The 20,263-nt window shown below is 73.1% G+C and carries 15 protein-coding genes; 5 read left to right on the forward strand and 10 right to left on the reverse strand.

Annotated elements, in window-relative coordinates; genetic code table 11:
• Positions 1–7 precede the first annotated feature (7 nt).
• From WMF33_RS45315 to WMF33_RS45325, 3 genes are all read left to right on the forward strand, one after another.
• Entirely contained in the window at positions 8–1,060 is a 1,053-nt protein-coding gene (locus WMF33_RS45315) for a chromosome partitioning protein ParB (protein WP_437334390.1), read from the forward strand.
• Positions 1,057–1,788, forward strand: coding sequence for a hypothetical protein (locus tag WMF33_RS45320; protein ID WP_437334391.1), 732 nt, complete (start codon positions 1,057–1,059; stop codon positions 1,786–1,788). The genes WMF33_RS45315 and WMF33_RS45320 overlap by 4 nt, the downstream gene beginning before the upstream one ends.
• 551 nt (positions 1,789–2,339) lie before the next feature.
• On the forward strand, positions 2,340–4,406 hold the full coding sequence (locus WMF33_RS45325) for an ATP-binding protein (protein ID WP_437334392.1): 2,067 nt from the start codon (positions 2,340–2,342) through the stop codon (positions 4,404–4,406).
• 21 nt (positions 4,407–4,427) lie between these two features.
• On the opposite strand, the gene WMF33_RS45330 is transcribed toward WMF33_RS45325, so the two are convergent.
• Both WMF33_RS45330 and WMF33_RS45335 read right to left on the reverse strand, forming a co-directional pair.
• Positions 4,428–4,949 carry a M17 family peptidase N-terminal domain-containing protein gene (locus tag WMF33_RS45330; protein ID WP_061623693.1) on the reverse strand — a complete coding sequence of 174 codons (522 nt, stop codon included), beginning with the start codon at positions 4,947–4,949 and terminating at the stop codon, positions 4,428–4,430.
• A 3-nt stretch (positions 4,950–4,952) separates the two neighbouring features.
• Positions 4,953–6,575 (reverse strand): thiamine pyrophosphate-binding protein, encoded by a 1,623-nt coding sequence (locus WMF33_RS45335; protein WP_063823707.1) that lies wholly within the window; start codon positions 6,573–6,575, stop codon positions 4,953–4,955.
• Between the two features lie 1,430 nt (positions 6,576–8,005).
• Here WMF33_RS45335 and WMF33_RS45340 point away from each other — a divergent pair.
• Positions 8,006–8,326 (forward strand): hypothetical protein, encoded by a 321-nt coding sequence (locus WMF33_RS45340; protein WP_437334393.1) that lies wholly within the window; start codon positions 8,006–8,008, stop codon positions 8,324–8,326.
• 167 nt (positions 8,327–8,493) lie between these two features.
• Here WMF33_RS45340 and WMF33_RS45345 read toward each other — a convergent pair whose 3' ends face one another.
• The 3 genes from WMF33_RS45345 to WMF33_RS45355 all read right to left on the reverse strand — a co-directional run bounded on the left by WMF33_RS45345 (position 8,494) and on the right by WMF33_RS45355 (position 12,988).
• Positions 8,494–9,801 (reverse strand): hypothetical protein, encoded by a 1,308-nt coding sequence (locus WMF33_RS45345; protein ID WP_437334394.1) that lies wholly within the window; start codon positions 9,799–9,801, stop codon positions 8,494–8,496.
• Positions 9,802–10,017: 216 nt separating this feature from the next.
• Positions 10,018–11,214, reverse strand: a complete 1,197-nt coding sequence (locus WMF33_RS45350) for an aminotransferase class V-fold PLP-dependent enzyme (RefSeq protein ID WP_437334395.1) — start codon at positions 11,212–11,214, stop codon at positions 10,018–10,020.
• A 274-nt stretch (positions 11,215–11,488) separates the two neighbouring features.
• Complete coding sequence (locus tag WMF33_RS45355) at positions 11,489–12,988, reverse strand: vWA domain-containing protein (protein ID WP_437334396.1); 1,500 nt, start codon at positions 12,986–12,988, stop codon at positions 11,489–11,491.
• A gap of 404 nt (positions 12,989–13,392) precedes the next feature.
• On the opposite strand from WMF33_RS45355, the gene WMF33_RS45360 reads away from it, so the two are divergent.
• Positions 13,393–13,938: a chalcone isomerase family protein gene (locus tag WMF33_RS45360; RefSeq protein ID WP_437334397.1), complete on the forward strand. Its 546-nt coding sequence runs from the start codon at positions 13,393–13,395 to the stop codon at positions 13,936–13,938.
• A gap of 126 nt (positions 13,939–14,064) precedes the next feature.
• Here the strand turns inward: WMF33_RS45360 and WMF33_RS45365 are convergent, their stop codons facing one another.
• The 5 genes from WMF33_RS45365 to serS all read right to left on the reverse strand — a co-directional run bounded on the left by WMF33_RS45365 (position 14,065) and on the right by serS (position 20,175).
• Positions 14,065–14,847 (reverse strand): hypothetical protein, encoded by a 783-nt coding sequence (locus tag WMF33_RS45365; RefSeq protein ID WP_437334398.1) that lies wholly within the window; start codon positions 14,845–14,847, stop codon positions 14,065–14,067.
• Between the two features lie 151 nt (positions 14,848–14,998).
• Entirely contained in the window at positions 14,999–15,448 is a 450-nt protein-coding gene (locus WMF33_RS45370) for a universal stress protein (protein ID WP_061625298.1), read from the reverse strand.
• A 141-nt stretch (positions 15,449–15,589) separates the two neighbouring features.
• The gene (locus WMF33_RS45375; protein WP_437334399.1) at positions 15,590–16,612 is read right to left on the reverse strand and encodes a hypothetical protein; all 1,023 of its coding nucleotides are present in this window, start codon (positions 16,610–16,612) and stop codon (positions 15,590–15,592) included.
• Positions 16,613–18,868 (reverse strand): hybrid sensor histidine kinase/response regulator, encoded by a 2,256-nt coding sequence (locus WMF33_RS45380; protein ID WP_437334400.1) that lies wholly within the window; start codon positions 18,866–18,868, stop codon positions 16,613–16,615.
• A gap of 5 nt (positions 18,869–18,873) precedes the next feature.
• Entirely contained in the window at positions 18,874–20,175 is a 1,302-nt protein-coding gene (serS, locus tag WMF33_RS45385; RefSeq protein ID WP_061625295.1) for a serine--tRNA ligase, read from the reverse strand.
• Positions 20,176–20,263 lie beyond the last annotated feature (88 nt).

Here is a 20,263-nt window from a genome sequence, read left to right on the forward strand (position 1 = left end):
AGGACCGATGGCCGCGAAGCGCACAGCCAAGCCGCGGGCGCCGAAGGAGCCGAAGGCCGCGCCCGCCCCCCGGGCGCGGCGGAAGAAGGCGGCGCCGGCCGCGGGCACGCGCGGCCTCGACGCCGCCGAGCTCGCCGCGGGCGCGCCCCCGCCGGACGTCGCCGCGCTCGCCGAGGCGATCCGGAGCGACGGCGGCAGCGTGCTCGCCGTCTACCGCGAGCCCGTCGGCGGTGCGTGGGCGGTCCTCGCCGGCCTGCCGCTCGATCGGGTGGAGCCGACGCCGTTCCAGCGCGACCTCTCGGAGGCGCACGTCGCGCGCCTCGGCGAGGTCATCGACAAGCTCGACTGCTTCCTCGATCCCATCATCGCCGTGCGGACCCCGCTCTCGTCGGGCCCGGGCCGGGCCGGGCCGTCCGCGCCCGGCGAGGGAAGGTACTGGACCCCGAACGGCAACCACCGCCGCGCCGCGCTCACGCGCCTCGGCGCGAAGAGCGCGGTCGCGCTCGTGCTGCCCGACGAGCGGATCGCGTACCGCATCCTCGCGCTCAACACCGAGAAGGCGCACAACATCCGCGAGAAGGCGCTCGAGGTGACGCGGATGGCGCGCTCCCTCGCCGATCTCGATCCGCGGCCGGAGCAGGAGTTCCGCCTCGAGTTCGAGGAGCCGAGCCTGCTCACCCTCGGCCTCTGCTACGAGCAGCGCCCCCGCTTCTCGGGCGGCGCCTACCAGTCGGTCCTCCGGCACATCGACCGCTTCCTCGACGAGCCGCTCCCGGAGGCGATCGAGACCCGCAGGGCGCGCGCCGAGCTCCTCCTCGCGGTCGACGACGCGGTCGCGCAGGCCGTCGACGCGCTCAAGGCGCGCGGCTTCGAGAGCCCCTACCTCAAGGCGTTCGTCGTGGCCCGCATCAACCCGCTCCGCTTCCAGCGGTCCCCGGACGCGCCGTTCGAGCCCACGCTCACCAAGATGCTGGCGTCGGCGCAGCGCTTCGATCCGGCCGCGGTCCGCCCCGACCAGGTCGCGCGCGCCGCCGGTCCGCCCGAGGAGCCCGCCGGATGATCCCGGCCGGCGCCGCGTGCGCGATCGCCGCCGTCGCCGCGCTGCTGCTCCTCCTCGGCGGCCTCGTCCGGGCGAAGCGCGCCGCGCGGCCCGCCCGCCGCGCCGAGGCCCCCGCGCCCGCCGGTCGGCGCCGCTGGGCCGCTCGTCCGGCCGCGCGCGCCGGGGAGGCTCCCGCCGCGTCGCCGCCGTCCCACCGCGGCGATCCCCGGGCCATCTACGCGTACGCCGCGCACGTCGTCGGCCAGTCGCTCGCCTTTCATGGCAGCTACCGGGCGGCGGCCGCGTCGCTGCGCGACGTCCCGCTCGACTGGACGCCGCCCGGGGTGCGCTTGCTCCTGATGAGCAACCTCGCCCAGTGGCAGCTCTGCGCGGGCGACGTCGAGGCGGCCAGGCGGCTCCTCCCGGACCTCTGCGAGGAGCGCGCGCCCGCGTCGGTGCGCCCGCTCGTGCGGGGCGCGCGCGCCGCGGTGCTCGTGCGCACGGGCGACGCCGAGGGGGCGCTCTCCCTGGTCGGCCGCTCGGACGGGGAGCGGGACGAGCCGTCCGAGGTGCGCCAGCGCTACCGCATCACCCGGGCGCACGCGCTCGCCGCCCGGGGCGAGCTCGCCGCCGCGCGCGCCGAGCTCCGCCGGGTGGTCGACGACGCCGGCGTCGACGAGCTCTGCCGCTGGATCCCCGCGGGCGGGCCCGCCCGGGCCACCATGATCGAGCTCATCGACGCGGGGTGACGGACTCGCGATCTCCCGCCCTCGTCCGCCGCGCGCGGCCGGCGCGTCGCTCCCTCCGGGGCTCCCGACGAGGCGGTGAGCGCCGCGCAGCCCTGGCCACTCACGCCCTCGTCGGACCGCGCGGCGCCGCGACGCCTCGATTCTCCGGCAGATATCGAGTCGGTGGACTCGCCATCAATTCGGCAGATCCGCCGATTGTCAATCCTCATTTACCCTATTTGTCGCGCAGGAGCTCCCGTACGCTTTTTCTGGAGATCCGGCTCGATCGAGCGACCTGGTGGGCTCGTGGCCGGGATTCCGCAGGACGGTGGGGGGCGCAACGTTGCGGGCGACTGGCATCTGGTAGAAAAAGGATGCTGTACGCAAAGTGCATCGGGCCAGGTAGGCTTCTCGCGTCGGCGGGGGAGAATGCATGCCAACCTGCACGGGTGGCCAATGAGGGTGGGGGCGCCGCGGGGGGGCGTCTGCGGGTGCAGCACCGGTTCTGCCACGACCACGCGCCCGGCCGGGGCGGCTGCCCTCGTTGACGGGAGCCTGCCTGGGAGGCTCCCATGAACCGCCCGACGGACACGCCGCCTCATCGCATCCTCATCGTGGACGACAGCCCCACGTACCTGCACCAGGTCGCGGCGGCGATGCGCGACGAGGGCTACGTCGCCGTGCTGGCCCACTCCGGGGAGGAGGCGCTCGCGCGGCTCGCGGCGGCGCGCGTCGACGGCATCCTGCTCGACATGGTGATGCCGGGGCTGTCGGGTCCTGCCACCTGCCTCCGCATCAAGGCGAACGCCGCGTGGCGGCCGATCCCGCTGCTCATGCTCACCGGCCGGGACGACCACAAGGCGATCCTCGACGCCCTCTCGGCCGGCGCCGACGACTTCGTCACGAAGTCGGGCGAGCTCACCGTGCTCAAGGCCCGCCTGCGCGCCCAGCTGCGCCGCAAGCACTACGAGGACGAGAACCGCAGGATGCGCGAGCTCCTCCTGCGCCGCGAGATGGAGGCGGCCGAGGCGCGCGCCGACAAGCGCCTCAAGCAGAGCGAGGAGCGGTTCCGCCTCATCGTCGAGGGTGTCCAGGACTACGCCATCTTCATGCTCGACCCCGCGGGCCGCATCGCCAGCTGGAACCCGGGCGCCGAGCGGATCAACGGCTACCGCGCCGACGAGATCATCGGCCGGCACTGCTCGGTCCTCTTCCCGCCGGAGGACGTCGAGCTCGGCAGGCCCGCCGCGGAGCTCGAGTGCACGGTGGAGGCCGGGCGCTCGGTCCAGGAGGGCTACCGCGTCCGCAAGGACGGCACGCGCTACTGGGCGAACGAGGTGATCAACGTGCTCTTCGACGAGGCCGGGCGCCTGCGCGGCTTCGCGAAGGTCACCCGCGACGTGACCGAGCGCCGCCGGGTCCACGAGGCGCAGCGCATCCTCGTCTCGGCCGGGCAGATCCTCGGCGAGTCGCTCGACTTCGAGGAGACGCTGCGGCGCGTGGTCCGCGTCGCCCTCCCCGATTTCGCGCAGATCTGCGTGCTCCTCCTGCAGGACGAGTCCGGCGCGACCGAGCGGCAGGTCACCGCCCACGCCGACCCCTCGATGGCGGCGGCGGCCGAGCTGCTCGGCAGGCTCACGGCCGACTCCTGCGCGCGCGGCATCGGCAGGGTCCTGCGCACGGCGCAGCCGGAGCTCATCCCCCGGGTGACCGACTCGTTCGTCCGGGCGATCTCCTTCGATCAGGCGCACTACGAGGCGCTGCGCTCGCTCTCGCTCGCCTCGCACCTGACCGTCCCGCTGACCGCGCGCGGCCGGACGCTGGGCACTCTCTCGTTCGCCTCGACGCACCGGCGCTACGACGCCGTCGATCTCGACCTCGCGCAGGATCTCGCGCGGCGCGCGGCCCTGGCCGTCGACAACGCCCGGCTCTACCGCGAGGCGCGGCTCGCCGTGCGCGCGCGCGACGATTTCCTCACGATCGCCTCCCACGAGCTCCGCACCCCGCTCACGCCCATGCAGCTGCAGGTCGACGGCCTCCTGCGCGCCGGCAAGCGCGGCGACCTCACCGCCGAGCGCGCGACGCCGCGGCTGGAGATGATCAAGCGCCAGGTCGAGCGGCTCGCCCGGCTCATCACGAACCTGCTCGACATCTCGCGCATCTCCGCGGGCCGCCTGCAGCTCGAGCTCGAGGACGTCGATCTCGCGGCCACCGTGAACGACGTGCTGGATCGGTTCCGCGAGGAGCTCGCCGCCGCGGGCTGTCCGGTCGATCTGTCGGCCCCGGCCTCGGTCGTCGGCCGGTGGGATCGCCTGCGCCTCGATCAGATCGTCACGAACCTCCTCTCGAACGCGATCAAGTACGGCGCCGGCAAGCGCATCGACGTCGCGGTCTCGGACCTCGGCGACCGCGCCCGCCTGGTGGTGCGGGATCGCGGCATCGGCATCGCGCCGGACCAGCAGGCCCGCATCTTCGAGCGCTTCGAGCGCGCCGTCTCCAGCGAGAACTACAGCGGCTTCGGCATGGGGCTGTGGATCGTACGGCAGATCGCCGACGCCCTCGGCGCGACGATCGAGGTCGAGAGCCGCCCGGGCGAGGGGGCCACGTTCACCGTCGACCTGCCGAAGGTGCCCGCCTGACGCGCGCCCGCGCCGCGCGCGTCACAGCGCCCGGCGCACCCGGCGGCGCTGCTCGATCATGTGCTGGGTGATCTGCTGCCGGCCCTCGGCGCGCTCCACCAGCGTCCACACGTTGTCGCCGCGCTCCCTGCCCGCGCAGTCGAGGAGCGCGTCGGCCGCCTGCTCGGCGGGGATGAGCCCGTCGTGCCGCCCCGGCAGCTCCACCACGGCGACGCGCGTGCACAGCCCGCCCATCGTCGCGAGCATCCGGCGCACGACCTCGCGGAAGATCGCCTCGTCGAACGCGTCGCGCCGGCCGGCGCCGAACAGGACGAGCTTGTCGAAGGCCATGCGCGGCTTGCACGGGATCATCACGACCTCGCCGAGCTCGCAGGTGATCTGGCCCTGCCGCCGGAGCTCCGAGATCCGGCCGCCGAGGCGCCAGTCGCAGAGGCCGGCCACGCCGTGGGCGGGCAGCGCGTCGCTGAACGGGGCGCACGCGAGCACCTCCGAGTCGAGCTCGTCGAGGCTCTGCAGGTCGGGGGGGACGAACCGGAGCTCCACGGATCAGACGCTGATGGCGCCCTTGCGGAAGTCGCTCTTCGCGATCTTCACGTTGACGCAGGCGGGCTTGCCGCACCGGAACGCCTCGTCCAGCGCGGGCCCGAGCTCCTCCACGCGCTCCACGAAGGCCCCGAAGCCCCCGAGCGCCTCCACCACGCGGTCGTACCGGGTGAGGTCGAGCGACGTCGCGGGCGCGCGGCCCTCGCCGTAGAGCTCGACCTGCCCGCGCCGGATCTGCGTCCAGGCCGCGTCGTTCCCGATCACGCTCACGACGGGGATGCCCTGGCGCGCCATCGCCTCGAACTCGAGCGCGTGGAACCCGAACGAGCCGTCGCCGTACACGAGCACGACGTTGGCCTCGGGCCGCGCGAGCTTGGCGGCCATCGCGTAGCCCGGCCCGACGCCGAGGGTGCCGAGGGGGCCCGGGTCCATCCAGAGCTGCGGCCACTCGAGCTTCAGCACGTTCGCGGCCGTGGCCACGAAGTCCCCGCCGTCGCCGATCACGATGTCGTCCTTGCCGAGCCGCTTGCCGATCTCGGCGCAGACGCGCAGCGGGTTCGGCGGGTCGCTGTCGCTCGCGATCTCGGCGAGGATCTTCGCGCGCGCGCGCTCCTCGGCCTCGCGCACGGCCGCGAGCCACGCCTCGGCGGATTTGTCGGGCACCTCCGCGAGCAGCTGCTCCAGCACGACGCCGCTGTCCCCGTCGATCCCGAGGTCGACGCGGCGGTTCTTGCCGAGCTCGCTGCCGTCGAGATCGATCTGGACGACCTTCGCGGCCGGGCCGACGGCGCGGCCGTACTCGAGCCGGAAGTCGAACGGGGTCCCGAGCACCACGCAGAGGTCGGTCTGCGCGAGGGCGAAGCGGCGCGAGCGGCTCATCAGCCCGGGGTGCGCGTGGGGCAGCGCGCCGCGGGCCATGCCGTTCAGGTAGAAGGGCGCCTTCACGGCGTCGGCGAAGCGGCGCAGCGCGTCCCGCCGCGGCGACCAGCGGAGCTGGCTGCCGACGATGAACATGGGCCGCTCCGCCTCCCGCAGCATGGCCGCGGCGCGCGCGACGGCGGCCGGGTCGCCGCCGGGCCGGGCCGGGGGCGTGGGCGCGGTGGCGGGCGCGTCGTCGCCCGCGAAGCCCATCAGCAGATCGAGCGGGATCTCGAGGAAGACCGGGCCTGGCACGTTCGCCTGGGCGACGCGGAAGGCCGAGTCCACGTACTCCTGGATGCGGTCGGTCGACGGGACCGAGGCGCTCCACTTGGAGATGGGGCGCATCAGCTCGACGTGGTTCATGTCCTGCAGCGAGCCCATGTCGGCGAGGGCGCGCGGGCCGGCGCCGCCGAGGACCACCATCGGGATCCCCGCGCGCTGCGCGTTGGCGACGGCGGTCACCACGTCCGTGACGCCCGGCCCGGCGGTGACCGCGCACACCCCGGGCCTCCCCGTGACCCGCGCGTACCCGTCGGCGGCGTGGCCGGCCGTCTGCTCGTGCCGCACGTCGACGACCCGGATGCCGTCGTCCAGGCACCCGTCGTAGATCGCCTGGATGTGCCCGCCGCACAGGGTGAAGAGGTGGGTCACCCCGTGCCTCGCGAGCGCCTTCGAGACGAGCTTGCCTCCGTGCACCTGCGCCATGGGGCCGGCATATACCATGTGCGCCCCAGCGTCCTCCCGGCGAGCGGGCGATTCGTGCGCCTCCGTGGCCGCCGGCGCCGCGCGCCGGGCAAGCTGCCTCACCGGGCCGGGCGCTCGGCGCCGCGGACCTCGGCGGGGACGACCCCGGCGGCCGCGCGTGTGGCGCCGTGTTCGGACGTGCGCCCCACAGCCGCGCTGACCTCCGAACCGGCGTCCGGTGTTCACTGCGAAACGGCCAGGACGAGTCTTAGTTTAGTGTTTTTCCTAACCTCCAACGTCCTTTGAGAGCGCCGCGGCGGCAACGCACCTGCCGGCGGGTGCGCGCGCCGCTTCCTTGCCCGGAAACCACGCTATCGCCGGCGCCCGTCGTCAGGCTGCACCCGAGAGGAAGCCCACGTGCAGCGGGTGACGCTGTAAAAATACAGCGCTGCTACAGGGTCGACTCCGCCCCTGCTGGGATATCGTCGCCATCTCGGCGCGAGCAGCGCCGTGCTGGCCGCTGCCAGATGCTGTTCTCTCCGGGCGATGAAATGATATAGTTGGCTCCTTATTGCAGCTGCCACCTCCACACCGCCATCTCTCTCGGCCTCACCCCGGTGCCCCTGCCCTGCAGCCGCCGGCCTGGGAGAAGGCACCGGACCTCTCCGGGCGCGGATCGCGGCCGAGCCCGGCGCCGTCGCCGACGCTCGCCGTAACCTTCCCGCAACGTGGCGGAAACAATTCGGCCCGCGCCGAGCGCGCGCGAGAATCTGTGAGGCAGTTAACCGGTTCAGTGGGCGATGGGCACGGCGGGCGCACGGTGATTGGTGAGAAGGAGCGTGTCCCGGTGGCCGTCCTGGAGGAGGCGTGCGCTGTCGTCCGCGATGACACGCGATCTCCTTTGCGTATGCGCGCCAACTTCCTTGAGGTGCAGCAACCTCGACAGCGGGAGGCGCCCTGGCGCCGGGACGGCCGTCTCGCTGGATCGATGGGGGAACGCGAGCCAATCGTGTGTGGCGCTCTCGTGGACGCTGGGTTCACTGCCTACGTCCCGAGCGGCGTCTACCACGTGCGCTTCATCTGTCCGGGTGTCCCCGATGCCCGCATCCGGGGATGGACTCCGTCCCCGGTACATCATTTCATTGACGTGCGATCGGCCAAGGCATCATCTGCCGTTGCTGCTGGGCCAACATTTCGGCCGACATCCGCGCCGCGTGGGCGGTAGTGCGCTGGCGCCTTGCTTCTCGCAGCGTTCATTTCAAATATCCTGCTCTCACAGAACGTTACCCAATACACCAAAATGACGCGTGACTGCTTACATGAGCTTGCGAGCTTGTTGTTTTCTATTTCGGGAAAGCTCTGTATCGGTTATGCGGGATAAGAGGACGCGCAATAGCGCTTCGCTGGAGTAGCATCTTCCTATGTCGGAGCCCCCTAGTAGCAGCAGTCAATTGATCCGGATACCCATCGTGCTGGCGCTCGACTGCAGCCCCGGTTTTCTGGCCCGTTGCCGCAGGGTCGCGGCGCGGGCTCGTTTCCTCGTCCGCTCGTGCGAGGCGGCGTCGGCGTGGGCGATGGCGGTCCGCCTCCGTCCGCTGGCGATCGTCCTGCCGAGCCACTTGCACGAGCGCGCGCCGCAGACGTTCGAGCTGCTCGCGGAGGACGCGGGAGCGCGCCTCGTCGTCGTGGAGTCCGAGCAGCTGCCCGCGGGCGAGCTGGAGGGGCACATCACCCACGCGATCGGCGAGGCGACCCGCGCCCGAGGCGCCTAGCCGCGCCCCAGGGTCCCGCGCCGCGCCCGAGGCGCCTCGAACGTGCCGGAGGCGCCTCGAACGTGCCGGAGGCGCCTCGAACGCGACCGCCAACGCCTGGCCCCGGCCGCCGCGCGGCTCGGCCGCTGCCGGGCCTCGGCGGCCGCGCGGCTCGGCCGCCGAAGGCCTCAGTCGGTGCGGACACCCGCGGTGAGGTGGAAGCCCCAGGTGTGATCGAGCGGCGGGCCGAGCTCCTCGTCGAAGGGAAGCAGCAGCCCCGCTCGGAGGAACGCGGCCTTGCGCTCGATCGCGAGGAACGGCTCGAGGGCGAGCACGTACAGATTGCGCGCGACGGCGTGCCGGATGCCCACGTTGTCGAACGTGGGCAGCGCGACGCCTTGCACGCGCAGGCCGCCGGCGATCCCGTGGCCGATCTGGACCTCGGCGGCGTGCTGGATCGCGACCTCGTACTCCTCGTTGCGGCCGAGCGGGATGTAGAGGAGCGGCTCGATCTGCAGGCGCGCGATCACCGGGCCGAGGTGGGCCTCGGCGCCGAGGCGCGCGTGGATGGGGAGAATGCTCGGGAAGTACTCGTGGAGGTCCCAGTAGGCGCGGCTCGCGCCGACCGGCTCGTAGCTGCGGTGGTCGTGGGTCTGGGCCGAGAGCGTCGCCAGCCCGACGGCGCCGCCCACCGTGATCCAGAGCTTGCGGCCGGCGCGGGCCACGTGGTGGGCGCCGAGCATCACGTTGCCGAGCACGGCGTCGGTGCGCTCATCCATCGCGAGCCCGAAGGGGACGCGGACGTCGAGGAACGTCTGATCGGCGAACGGCATGCGGGCGAAGAGGGCGACCGCGAGCCCGGAGACGTCGCTGTCGCCGCCGCTGAACGCCGAGGTCTCCAGGCCGATCGCCCCGCGCTGGGCGAGCGGCACCGTCCCCCCGCCGAGCGCGCCTTCGTCGGCGGGCGCGGGCAGCGGCCCTTGCTCGGCTTCGGAGAGGGACGAGGTCCAGTCCTCCATGCTCTCCCACCGGCCTGCCCGCCGCGCGGCCGGCGTCCTGGCGGGCGGCGCGGCGTCTGCCGGCGGTTCGGCAGCTCCCGGCTCGGGCGTCGCTCCAGCCGGCCCGGGCGGCGATCCCTCCGGCGCTGGCGCATCCGCTGCCGGGGCGCCGGGCGCTGCAGGCGCGGGGCTCGCCGGCGACTGCGGCGCGCCGGGCGCTGCAGGCGCGGGGCTCGCCGGCGACTGCGGCGCGCCGGGCGCTGCAGGCGCGGGGCTCGCCGGCGACTGCGGCGCGCCGGGCGCCGGCTGCGGCGCGGACGCTGGCGGCGTCCCCGCCCGCGCCGGAGGAGCCGGCGGCGTTCCCGCCGGCGCCGAGGCGGTGGGCGCGGGGCGCGTCGCCGGCGGAGGCGTCACGGGCTGCGCGGCGATCGGCGCGGCCGCGAGGATCGCCGTCGCCAGCCAGGAAAGCGAGGACAAGACCAGGATTCGACGTGGCATCGTGTCTCCTTGGGGCGCGCATCCTATCGCCTCGGAAGGCGCGCGCGTCTGCTCCAGCAAGCGCCGGTCGCGCTTCGCCCTCCCGCGCCCGGGCAGCGCGCCGCGACGCGGACCCGGACCGACGGCGCGAGCGCGAGGCGAGCGCCGCGCGCCCCCCCGGCGGAGCGGCCCCGGCGGAGCGGCGGCCCGGAGGCACGCCCCGGCTCCCCGCGCGCGCTACAAGAGCGCCGAGAGCGCCGCCGCGAGGCGCTCGTACTGCGGCCGGTCGTTGTAGATCTGCGCCGAGATCCGGAGGGCCCGCCCCGGCGACGCGGGCCAGGCGAACACCGGCACCTCGATGCCCCATTGCGCGAGGAGCGCGTCCTGGAGCGGATCGAGGCGCAGCGGCGACGACGGCGCGTCCGGGAGCGGCACCGTCGCGAGCGCGCCGATCATCGCGTCGGGGCTCGGCGGCGGGCAGCCGAGCGCCGTGCAGAGCAGGTCGCGCGCGGCGAGCGCCGTCGCCCGGTTGTGGGCCCGGAGCTCGGGCCAGCCGCCGGGCAGGAGCGCTCCCATCGCGCGGATCGCGTCCCCGACGCAGAGGGCCGCGCTCGGATCGGAGGTGCCCGTCCAGTCGAACTCGAGCAGGAAGCGCGACCGGTCGGTGCGCGGCGAGTTGGCGCCGTGGCTGATGCAGAGCGGGCGCACCGAGCCCTGCCGGTCGCGCCGCACATGGAGGAACGCCGCGCCCTTCGGCGCGCACATCCACTTGTGGCAGTTGCCGGTGTAATACGCCGCCCCGAGGGCGCGGAGGTCGAGCGGCAGCATGCCGGGCGCGTGCGCCCCGTCGACGAGGAGATCCACGCCGCGTCCGGCGAGCTCGGCGGACAGCGCGGCGACCGGGAACACGAGCCCCGTCGGGCTCGTCACGTGATCGATCAGCACGAGCCGCGTCCGCGGCCCCACCCGCGCGAGCACCGCCTCGACCACCTGCTCGGGCCCCTCGATCGGGAACGGCACCGGCGCGACCACGACGCGCGCCCCGGCGCGGGCCGCGACGGCCTCGGCCGCGTTGCGGCAGGCGTTGTACCCGTGGTCGGTGACGCAGAGCTCGTCGCCCGGCCCGAGCGAGAGCGACCGCAGCACCGTGTTGACCCCGAAGGTCGCGTTGGGCACGAACGCGAGGTCGTCCGCGTCGGCCCCGACGAAGGCGGCGAGCTCGCCGCGGGCCGCGTCGAGCAGCGGCTCGAGCTCGCGGAGGAAGAAGCGGACCGGCTCGCGCTCGAGCTGGTCGCGGTAACGCTGCTGCGCCTCGAGCACCGCGCGCGGGCAGGCGCCGAACGAGCCGTGGTTCAGGAAGGCGACGGCCGGGTCGAGCGGCCAGAGCTCGCGCGCGGCGCCGGCGCGCGACTCCGGGAAGGCGTTCGGGTTCATGGCGGAGGTCGAGTGCCCTGGGAGGCTGAGGTGTCGGAGGGCCGGTGACAATGTCGCGCGTGGCCACGCCTCCTGTCGAGGGCGTCGAGGGCGTCGAGGGCCACGCGAGGCGCATCGATGATGGATCCATGATGGTCGTATTGATCAATGTTGATTCATGGATCAACCATGACCGCCTTCCGGCAAGGATGCAGCGCTCGGTCAACCCATCCATGATGGACGCGTCCGCGGTCCATCATGGACGGGTTGGCGGGCGGCGCCTCGATGGCGCCGCTCAGCGGCCCATCCAGAGCGGGGAGGCGCCGTTCATCTGGAGGGCGTCCATGCGCCGCGCCGCGGGCGGGGCCGCCGCGGCCGCGCGGGCGGTCTTCCGCGCGCTCGCCACCGCCGAGGCGGCGCCGGCGATGCGCGCCTTCTCCTTGGCCGACTGCGCGCGCGCCGCCTGCTCACGGAGCCGCTCCTCCGCCGCGGCGAGCTTCGCCTCGGCCGCGCCGAAGTCGCCGGAGCCCACGTCCTGCGCCGCCGCGAGCTGCGTCATGCCCGTCTCGATCACCGCCGCGAGCGTCTGGGTCCGCTCGTTCTCGTGCGCGGCCACCTGGGCCGGGTCGCTCGTCACTTCGTAGCGGGCCACCACCTCCTGCACGCGCGCGACGTTGCCGTTCTCGGGGTCGCGGAAGTGGAAGCGCACGCTCGCGAGCGGGTGCGAGCCGGCGGCCGGCGCGGTGACCCGCACCCGCACGAGCATCTCGCGATGCTGCCCGCCGAACATCGTGCCGAGCAGCACGCGGACCGCGTCGCCGGACCGGTCGGCGCGCTCGTTCGGCACGCCGATCACCTCCACGCCAGGCGCCGGGACGATCTCGACGAAGGCGCCCGTCGCCGCGGTCGTCTGGAGCAGGGCGAGCTCGCGCTCGAGGACGGAGGACATCTGGCGGGCCTCGGTGAGGTGGTAAAGCCTGCCGCTGGAGCCGAGGGCGAGCGCGTTGAGCGTGCGCTCGTCGTAGTCGGCGCCCACCCCGATCGACGTGATCTGCACCCCGTGGGCGGCGCCGCGCTGGGCGAGCGCGCCGAGGAGCTCGGGCGACGACGGGCCGATGTTCGCCTGGCCGTCGGAGATGAGCACGACGCGCCGGACGGCGTGCGTCGACGGCGCCGCGGCCGCGTGCCGCTCCGCGAGCCGGAGGCCCTCGAAGAGGTTCGTGCTGCCGTCGGGGCCGAGCGCGGCGATGGCGCGCGCCACCGCGGGGCGCGTCTCGGGGCCGAGCACGGCGGGCGCCACGCGCTCCACGGCGGCGTCGGCGAACGACACGAGCGACACCAGGTCGCCGTCGGGAAGCCCGTCGACGAACGCCTGCGCCGCGGCGCGGGCGTGGTCCATCTTCGGCCCCTGCATCGAGCCGGAGGCGTCCACGAGCAGCGCGACGGCGGCCGGCGCGCGCGCCCCGCGGCGGGCCGCGGGGACGTCGACCCACACGCCGAGCTGCGTCTCGCGCGTCCCCGGCAGCACGAAGTCGCTGGCCCCCGCGGCGCCGATCCAGACGCCGCGGCTCGCCTCGGCCCGGGCTCCCGGCGCCTCGACCGCCGCAGGCGCGGCGGCCATCTCCGCCAGAGGTGCGGCCGCTGCCGCGGCCCCGCCGGCCGCCGCCGGGGCCGCGGCGACCGCCGACGCGCCCTCCTGCCGCGCCCCCGGGCCCGGCGAGACCTCCGCGGCCGCGGCGCCCGTCTCCGGAGGCGCCGCCGCGCCGGCCGCGCAGCCCAGAGCCGCAAATCCCATCAGCACTCCCGCGAGCATCGTCCGCATCGAGAAGCTCCTTCCGCCGCGAGCCCGAGCCAAGGCGCGGCCCACGGGGGACTCGCGTCCTCCGCCGCGATCTCCTCGACCCCCGCAGCGCGCGGCTTCTACGGACCCAGCCGAAAAAAGATCTCCGGGAGAGCTCGCCGCCGCGCCGCCGTCCCTCCCGACCGACCCGCCCCGGAGCCCCCGCCGAGCACACCTCATGCGTCGCCGGCGCATGAGGCCAGGGCCCCTATCGAGATCTCGCGACCGATGCGGCTCCCCGCGTCCCTCCGCCGATGGTCCGCGTCTTGCTGATTCACGATCATGGACGGGCGATCGCCGGCGCGCGGCGCCCGGACACGATGCGCCGCCGAGCGGCGATGCCGGAGGAGGTCGATCCGATGAAACTCGTACGAAGCAAGTCTCCAGCTCTTCTCGCCGCCTTCGCGGCGATCTTCCTGGCTGTCGCGAGCCTCTTCGCTTTGCCGGATTACACGCTCACGGGCACCGGCGTCCGCGTGAGGACGGTCGGCACGGCCAAGATCGACGTCTATCGGATCAGCCATTACATGGAACAGCTCCCCTCCACGAGGTCCAAGCAGGCCGTCATCGAGATGGATACGGGGAAGAAGTTCGTCTGGACGATGCTGCGCGACGTCGACCGCGACAGCATCGTCAAGGCGCTGAAGGACGCCTACGCGATGAACGGGTACGCCGATCAGACGAAGATCGCGAGGTTCGTCTCGGCGTTCGAGGGCGACCTCAAGACGGGCGCGGAGGTCACCATCGAGTACGACGCGCGCGCGAAGACGACCACCGCCAAGGTCGCCGGCGGCGGGACCGCGACGGTGGGCGGCCTCGATTTCATGAAGGCGACCTGGCAGATCTGGTTTGGCAAGATCGACCAGCCGACGCTGAGCGACGAGCTCATCGCCAAGCTCCCCTGACGCCGGGCGCCTCGTCAGCCCGCCGGCTCGGCGCGCGGGGATGACGCGACGAGCTCCCGCCGCCCGCGGACCGCGCCGAGACCGCTGCTCCCGCGGTCCGCCGCGACGCCGCGGCTCGGCGTCTCCTCAGCCGTGCTTGCGCTCATGCCTCTTCAGCGTGTTGTCGACCTTTTCCAGGGCTCTGAGGATGCGATCCTTGATCGGAGCTCCGCCGTTCTCTCGAGCCGTGAGCGTCGCGGTGTGGGCGGCGCAGAGGTTTTCGGCGTCATGGAAGCGAAGCGCCAGCTCCTCGGCCCATCGCCGAAATTCCAGCGCTGCCCCGGGGCGCTTCTCGAGCGCCTGCGACAGCATGGGAGAGAAGCTCAGGACGTCGTTGAGCCCCAGGAGGCGCATCGGGGACGGGAGGCGGACGTACATCAGCGTGTCGTCGACGTGAATCGTCCTCGACGCGCGGTGCAGCACGAGGACCGACGAAAAGTGCACGTTCTCGTTCGAGGAGACGAAATCGACCCCGCGCGGCACCGAGAAGTCGAGGTCGCCAGCGAACAGCGCGTGCGCCGCCGGATCTTCGATCAACGTCTCTTCCCACGGGAGGTCCGGGAAGCGGGATAGATGGCGAGATGTGCCGTAAAGGCGCGCGTGCGGATAGTGGGCATGCATGGCCTTCGCGTGCAGCGTGTGGAAAGGGTGAACGTTGATGATGGCCTCCACGTCCCTTCCACCATGGGTGATCTCGTCGATGTGGCGCTTCTCCTCGGCCCCGAGCGTGTAGGAGTCGAGAAAGATGTACTTGCCGTTCTCGCGCCGTACGAGGGACGCGTGCGTACCGACGTCGATGATCCCGCCGATCTTGAACGATCCGCGAATGTTCCAGAAGCCGTCCGCGACCGGGATGATCCGATGGTTCATTCGAGCCTCCTTCCCTGGAAACACGCCCCGAGCGCCGCGGCTCGCTCATCGATGTTGTTCCGCCCGAGGGTGTCGCCGGCCGAGACGAGCGCGGTGGAGCTCGGCGAACCGTCGTCCTGACCGCTGAGGAACCGCCGGCGCCGGATCGCCGTCAATCCGAGGGCTTGTCGCGCACCACGAGCACCGACCGGCTCGTGTGGTTCACGACCTTCGCCGCCGTCGTCCCGAGCACCTTGTCGATGCCCGAGTAGCCGTGCGACCCGATCACGATGAGGTCCGCGTCCTCCTCGTCGGCCGTCCGGCAGATGACCTCCCAGGCGACGCCGACGTGGACCACGACCTTCGCGACGAGCTCGGGCGGCACGCCGCGCGCGAGCTGCTCGAGCTCCTCCCGGTCGCCCCGCTCCAGGATCTCGGGGACGCGCGTCGGCGACTCGTTCATCGCCTCGGCAGGCAGGCTGTGGTGCAGCCCGATGCCGCGGACGAGCACGAGCTTGCCGCCGAGCTTCTGCGCGAGATCGACGCCCTCCGCGAGGATGAACGGCGCCCGGGGAGAGCTGTCCAGTGCAACGAGGATGGTCCGGGGGTGCTTGAGGCTCATGGCGTCCGCCTTTCGTGCGGTGGCGTTCCCGGATCTCTTTAGCCGACTCCGCGCCTGGCGCGCAGCACGTCCCGCGCGGCGGCGCCCGCGCGGCGCACCACCCCGGCCGCCCGCGCAGCGGCCCGGTGCGTCCGGCGTGGATCAGGCGCGGATCGCCACGCCGTGGCCGCGGTCGTCCGTGAGGATCTCGAACGCCGCGCGCCGCGCCGTGGTCAGCGTCTCGATCCCGACCTCGCGGCCCAGGCTCTTCCGCCGCAGCGTGAGGCTGCAGGCCCCGATCTTCGTGTTCAGGCAGTGCTTCACCCCGCCGGGAGGGTTCCTGTAGGCGAGGCCCACGACGTCGGCGGCGCGCGCCGAGATCTCCCCCTCGACGCTCAGCCGATCGGTCTCGGTCCGGAAGCGCCAGGTGAAGTAGTCGAACGAGGCCTCGGCGCGGACCGCCTGGACCAGCGAGCTCAGCGCGATCTCCTCGCCCCGGTGCCGCAGGACCAGCGGCGTCATGCTCGGCGTCCAGAACGGCCCGACCTTGAGGCGGGCCGTGGCGACCTCAAGGAAGCTGTCCGGGTGGCTGTCGAACCCCGCGACCTGCCCCCAGGCGTAGAGGTCCGTGTGCTTCGTCCCCCAGTTGTGGTTCTGGCTGCCCACCCAGCCCGAGACGTCCACGTCGCGCCCCGCAGCGCGGAGGACGCCGCGGTAGACCGCCATCGGCGCGCCGACCAGCGCCTTCGCCTTGGGCAGCGGGGCGTCGTAGAGGGCCGCCGGGAGCAGCAGGAGCGGCTCCCCGCCGCCCTCGTACGCGAGATCCCAGGCGATGGCGCCCTCTCCCTCGCCCGCCGCGCCGGCGAGCCGGCCCGGGCGCAGCTGGGCCCCGTCGATGTCCACCTCGAGGGCATCGCGGGCGAAGGAGCAGCGCCCGGCGAACGGGACCTCGCGCTTGGCGACCGCGTGGTGCCCCGACTCGCCGTCGAAGTAGATGGCCCAGAGCTCGCCCTCCGCGGCGTCGGGCCGCCCGGCCGGGCTGAAGAGCGTGTAGCGGATCCAGAAGGCGAGCGGGCGCGTCGGGTGGTTCGCGCGCTGGAAGAAGCTCTCGTAGAACCCCTCCCGCTGCCCCGGCCGGTAGCGCGCGTGGTTCGCCCGCGCCCGCGTCGCCCTCGCGTCCGCCATCTAGTGCCCCCGCTTTTGCCCGCCGCTGAGGAGATCGGCGATCACCCGCTCCAGGTCGTCGAGCGAGATCGGCTTCGCGATCTTCGGGTTGTCCACCCGCTCGACGAACTCGCGCGCGCTCGGCGTGAACGCGCCGCCCGACATGAAGGCCATCTTCGGCTGGAGCTGCGGGAACCGCTCGCCGATCTCGTCGTAGAGGGCCATCCCGCTCATCTGCGGCATCAGGAGATCGCAGACGATCGCGTCGATCCGGCCGCCGCGGTCCCGCAGGAGGTCGAGCGCCTCGTGGCCGCTCTTCGCCACGAGCACCTCGTGCCGCTCCTCGAACGCGCGCGCGAACGCGTTGAGGAGCATCGGCTCGTCGTCGACGAACAGGATCGTCCCGCGCGACGACAGGCGCGGCGGCTCCGGCGGCGGGCGGAGCGCCGGCAGATCCGCAGGGTTCAGGCCCGTCAGGCGGATCGTGAAGACCGTGCCGATGCCGGGCTTGCTCGACACCGTCATGGTGCCGTGCTGCTCCTCGACGATGTTGCGCGACACCCAGAGCCCGATCCCCGGCCGCGCGCTCTCTTCCTTGGTCGTGAAGAACGGGTCGAAGATGCGCTCGACGACCTCGGGGGTCATGCCGCGCGCGTTGTCCTCCACCTCGACGTGGTGCACCCCGTCGTCGAAGCGCGCCGTCACGCGCACCAGGTTCTCGTCGCGCGGGCGGTTCGGCATCGCCTGGGCGGCGTTGATGAACAGGTTCACGAACACCTGCGAGAGCTTGCCCGGGTAGCCGACCAGCGGGGGCATCTCGCCGTAATGCCGCTCGATGCGGCAGAGCTGGCTGAGCTGCGGCCCCGTCATGCGCAGCGCGAGCTCGATCACGTCGACGAGATCGACCCGCTCGGGCTTGCGCTCGCTGCTGCTCGAGAAGAGGTTGAGGTCGGTCACGATGTCGCGCATCCGCTCGACGCCGGCGAGCGCCTCGTGGCACGACCGATCGATGAGGTCGATGGCGCGGAGCAGGTCCTCGTAGGAGCCCGACGCCACCGGGCGCGCCGCCGAGACGAGCTTGTGCGCCCCGCTCCGGATCTGCTCGAGGTTCGCCATCACCCACGCCATGGGGTTGTTGAGCTCGTGCGCGACGCTCGCCGCCACCTGGCCGATCGAGGCGAGCTTCTCGCTGTGGAGGATCTGCGCGCGGCGCGCGACCTCCTCGGTGACGTCGCGCATGAGCGCGAGCGACGCGTCCTCGCCGTAGAGCCGCGTGATCCGGACCGTCATCACCTTGGTCAGCCCGGCGCGCGTCCCGCAGCGGATGGTGGCCTCCCGGGGCGCCTCGGCCCGGGACGCGGACATCACGAGGGCGCGCAGCGCCGGCACGTCCGCCGCGACCGCGAGCGCGGTGATCGGCCGGCCGATCCACGCCTGCCGCGAGTGCCCGAAGAGCACCTCGAAGCGCACGTTCAGCCGCGTCAGCATGCCCTCCTGGTCGATCGTCGCGAGGACGTCGGACGAGAGCTCGACGGTCTCGCGGTAGCGCTCCTCGGAGGCGAACAGCGAGCGCTGGGCGTACGCCTCGGCGAAGCGGTGCTCGAACTGGAGCAACAGCGCGTCGACGGCGCGGAGCACGTCGATGGAGGACGTGCCGTCCGCGTCGCCGTCGTCGTGGGTCGTGTCGAGGACGCCCGCGACCGCGGTGCGGAACTCGGAGGCGGCGATCAGCGGGCCGCTGATGGAGTACCCGGTCGCGTAACGCTGCTCGACCAGGTGCGTGATGAACTCGTCGAGTAGCGCCTCGCTGCCGTCCTCGAGGATCCTGGTGAAGGCGGCGAGCCAGGAGCGGACGTTCTCCGTCACCTCGCCGACGGGCCGGTCGGTGTACCGACCGCGCTCCGGCGGCAGCGCCAGCACGTTCTCGATCCAGTCGTCGATCAGCTCGTCCTTGTGCCGCTTGCAGAGCTCGAGCAGCCGACGGCGCGCGAGCGCCATGGAGGTCTCGGTGGGGGTCGACGGCGCGTGGACCTGCGGGCGGCGCTCGCCCTCACCGAGCTCGCGCCCGCCCCGCGACTCCGGCAGCTGCGAGCGCCGCTCGCCGTCGCCCAGCTCGCGCCCCCGCCGCGACTCGGGGAGCTGCGAGCGACGCTCGCCCTCGCCCGGCTCGCGCCCTCGCCGCGACTCGGGGAGCTGCGAGCGCCGCTCGCCCTCGCCCAGCTCGCGCGCGCCTCGCGGCTCCGGGAGCTCGCGTTTGGCCTCCTCGTCCGCTCCCATCGCCGCTACCTGCCGCGGAGGACCTCGCAGCCCATGAACGCCCGGAGCGGCTCCGGCACGACGACCGTCCCGTCCGCCTGCTGGTACTGCTCGAGGATCGCGATCACCGTCCGCCCCACCGCGAGCGCCGATCCGTTCATCGTGTGGACCAGCCGCGGCTTCGCCTTCGGCTCCGGCCGGTAGCGGATCTGGGCGCGGCGCGCCTGGAACTCGCCGAAGTTCGAGCAGCTCGAGATCTCCCGGTAGACCCCCTGGCCGGGCAGCCACACCTCGAGATCGTACGTCTTCTGCGAGCCGAAGCCGAGATCGCCGGTGCAGAGCGCGGAGACGCGGTAGTGGAGGCCGAGGCGCTTCAGCACCTCCTCCGCGTGCGCGGTGAGGAGCTCGTGCTGGCGGGGCGAGTCCTCCGGCGCCGAGAACCGCACCAGCTCGACCTTGTCGAACTGGTGCTGCCGGATGAGCCCCCGCACGTCGCGCCCGTGGCTGCCCGCCTCGCTGCGGAAGCACGGCGTGTACGCCGCGTACGCGATCGGCAGCGACGCGCCGTCGAGGATCTCGTCCGCGTGGAGGTTCGTGACCGGGACCTCGGCCGTCGGGATGAGGTAGAGGTCGTACGCCCGCTCCGGGTCGCTCTTCTGGGTCTTGAACAGGTCGTCGGCGAACTTGGGCAGGTTGCCCGTGCCGAACAGGGCCGAGTCCTTGACGAGGAACGGCGGGAGCACCTCGAGGTAGCCCTGCTCGCGCGTGTGCAGGTCGAGCATGAACGAGATCAGGGCCCGCTCCAGGCGGGCGGCCGCGCCGAGGAGCACCGTGAACCGCGCGCCCGAGAGCTTCGCCGCGCGCTCGAAGTCGAGGATGCCGAGGGCAGTGCCGATGTCCCAGTGGTTCTTCGGCGTGAACGAGAAGCTCGGCTTCTCGCCCCACGTCCTCACGACCACGTTGTCCTCGTCCCCGGCGCCGTCGGGCACCGACGGATCCGGCAGGTTGGGGACGACGGCGAGCAGCTCGGTCAGCCGCTTCTCCAGCTCCGAGGCGACCTGCTCGGCCTCCTTGATCTTCGCGGAGAGGGCCTTCAGCTCGTCGCGCTTCTGCGCGAACTCCGGCGACTTCTTGTCGAGGCGCGCCATCGCGTCGTTCGCCGCGTTGCGCTCCGCCTGCCACCGCTCGAGCTCCTGGATCCTCGACCGGCGCGAGCTGACCGTGGAGGCGAAGTCGTCTCCGAGGGTGGCGGCGGCGGCGGGCGAGCGACGAGCGAGCGCCGCGCGCACCTCATCGAGGTGATCTGCGACGTGGCGGGGATCGAGCATGCCCCAGGGTTTAGCCGATGCGTGCACGCGCGTCAGCAGGCGCGACGCGCGGCGCCGCATTCGGGCGGGGGTCCGCTCCCCGCCGGAC

The organism is Sorangium sp. So ce394, from assembly GCF_051474665.1.
GTDB lineage: Bacteria > Myxococcota_A > Polyangia > Polyangiales > Polyangiaceae > Sorangium > Sorangium cellulosum_D.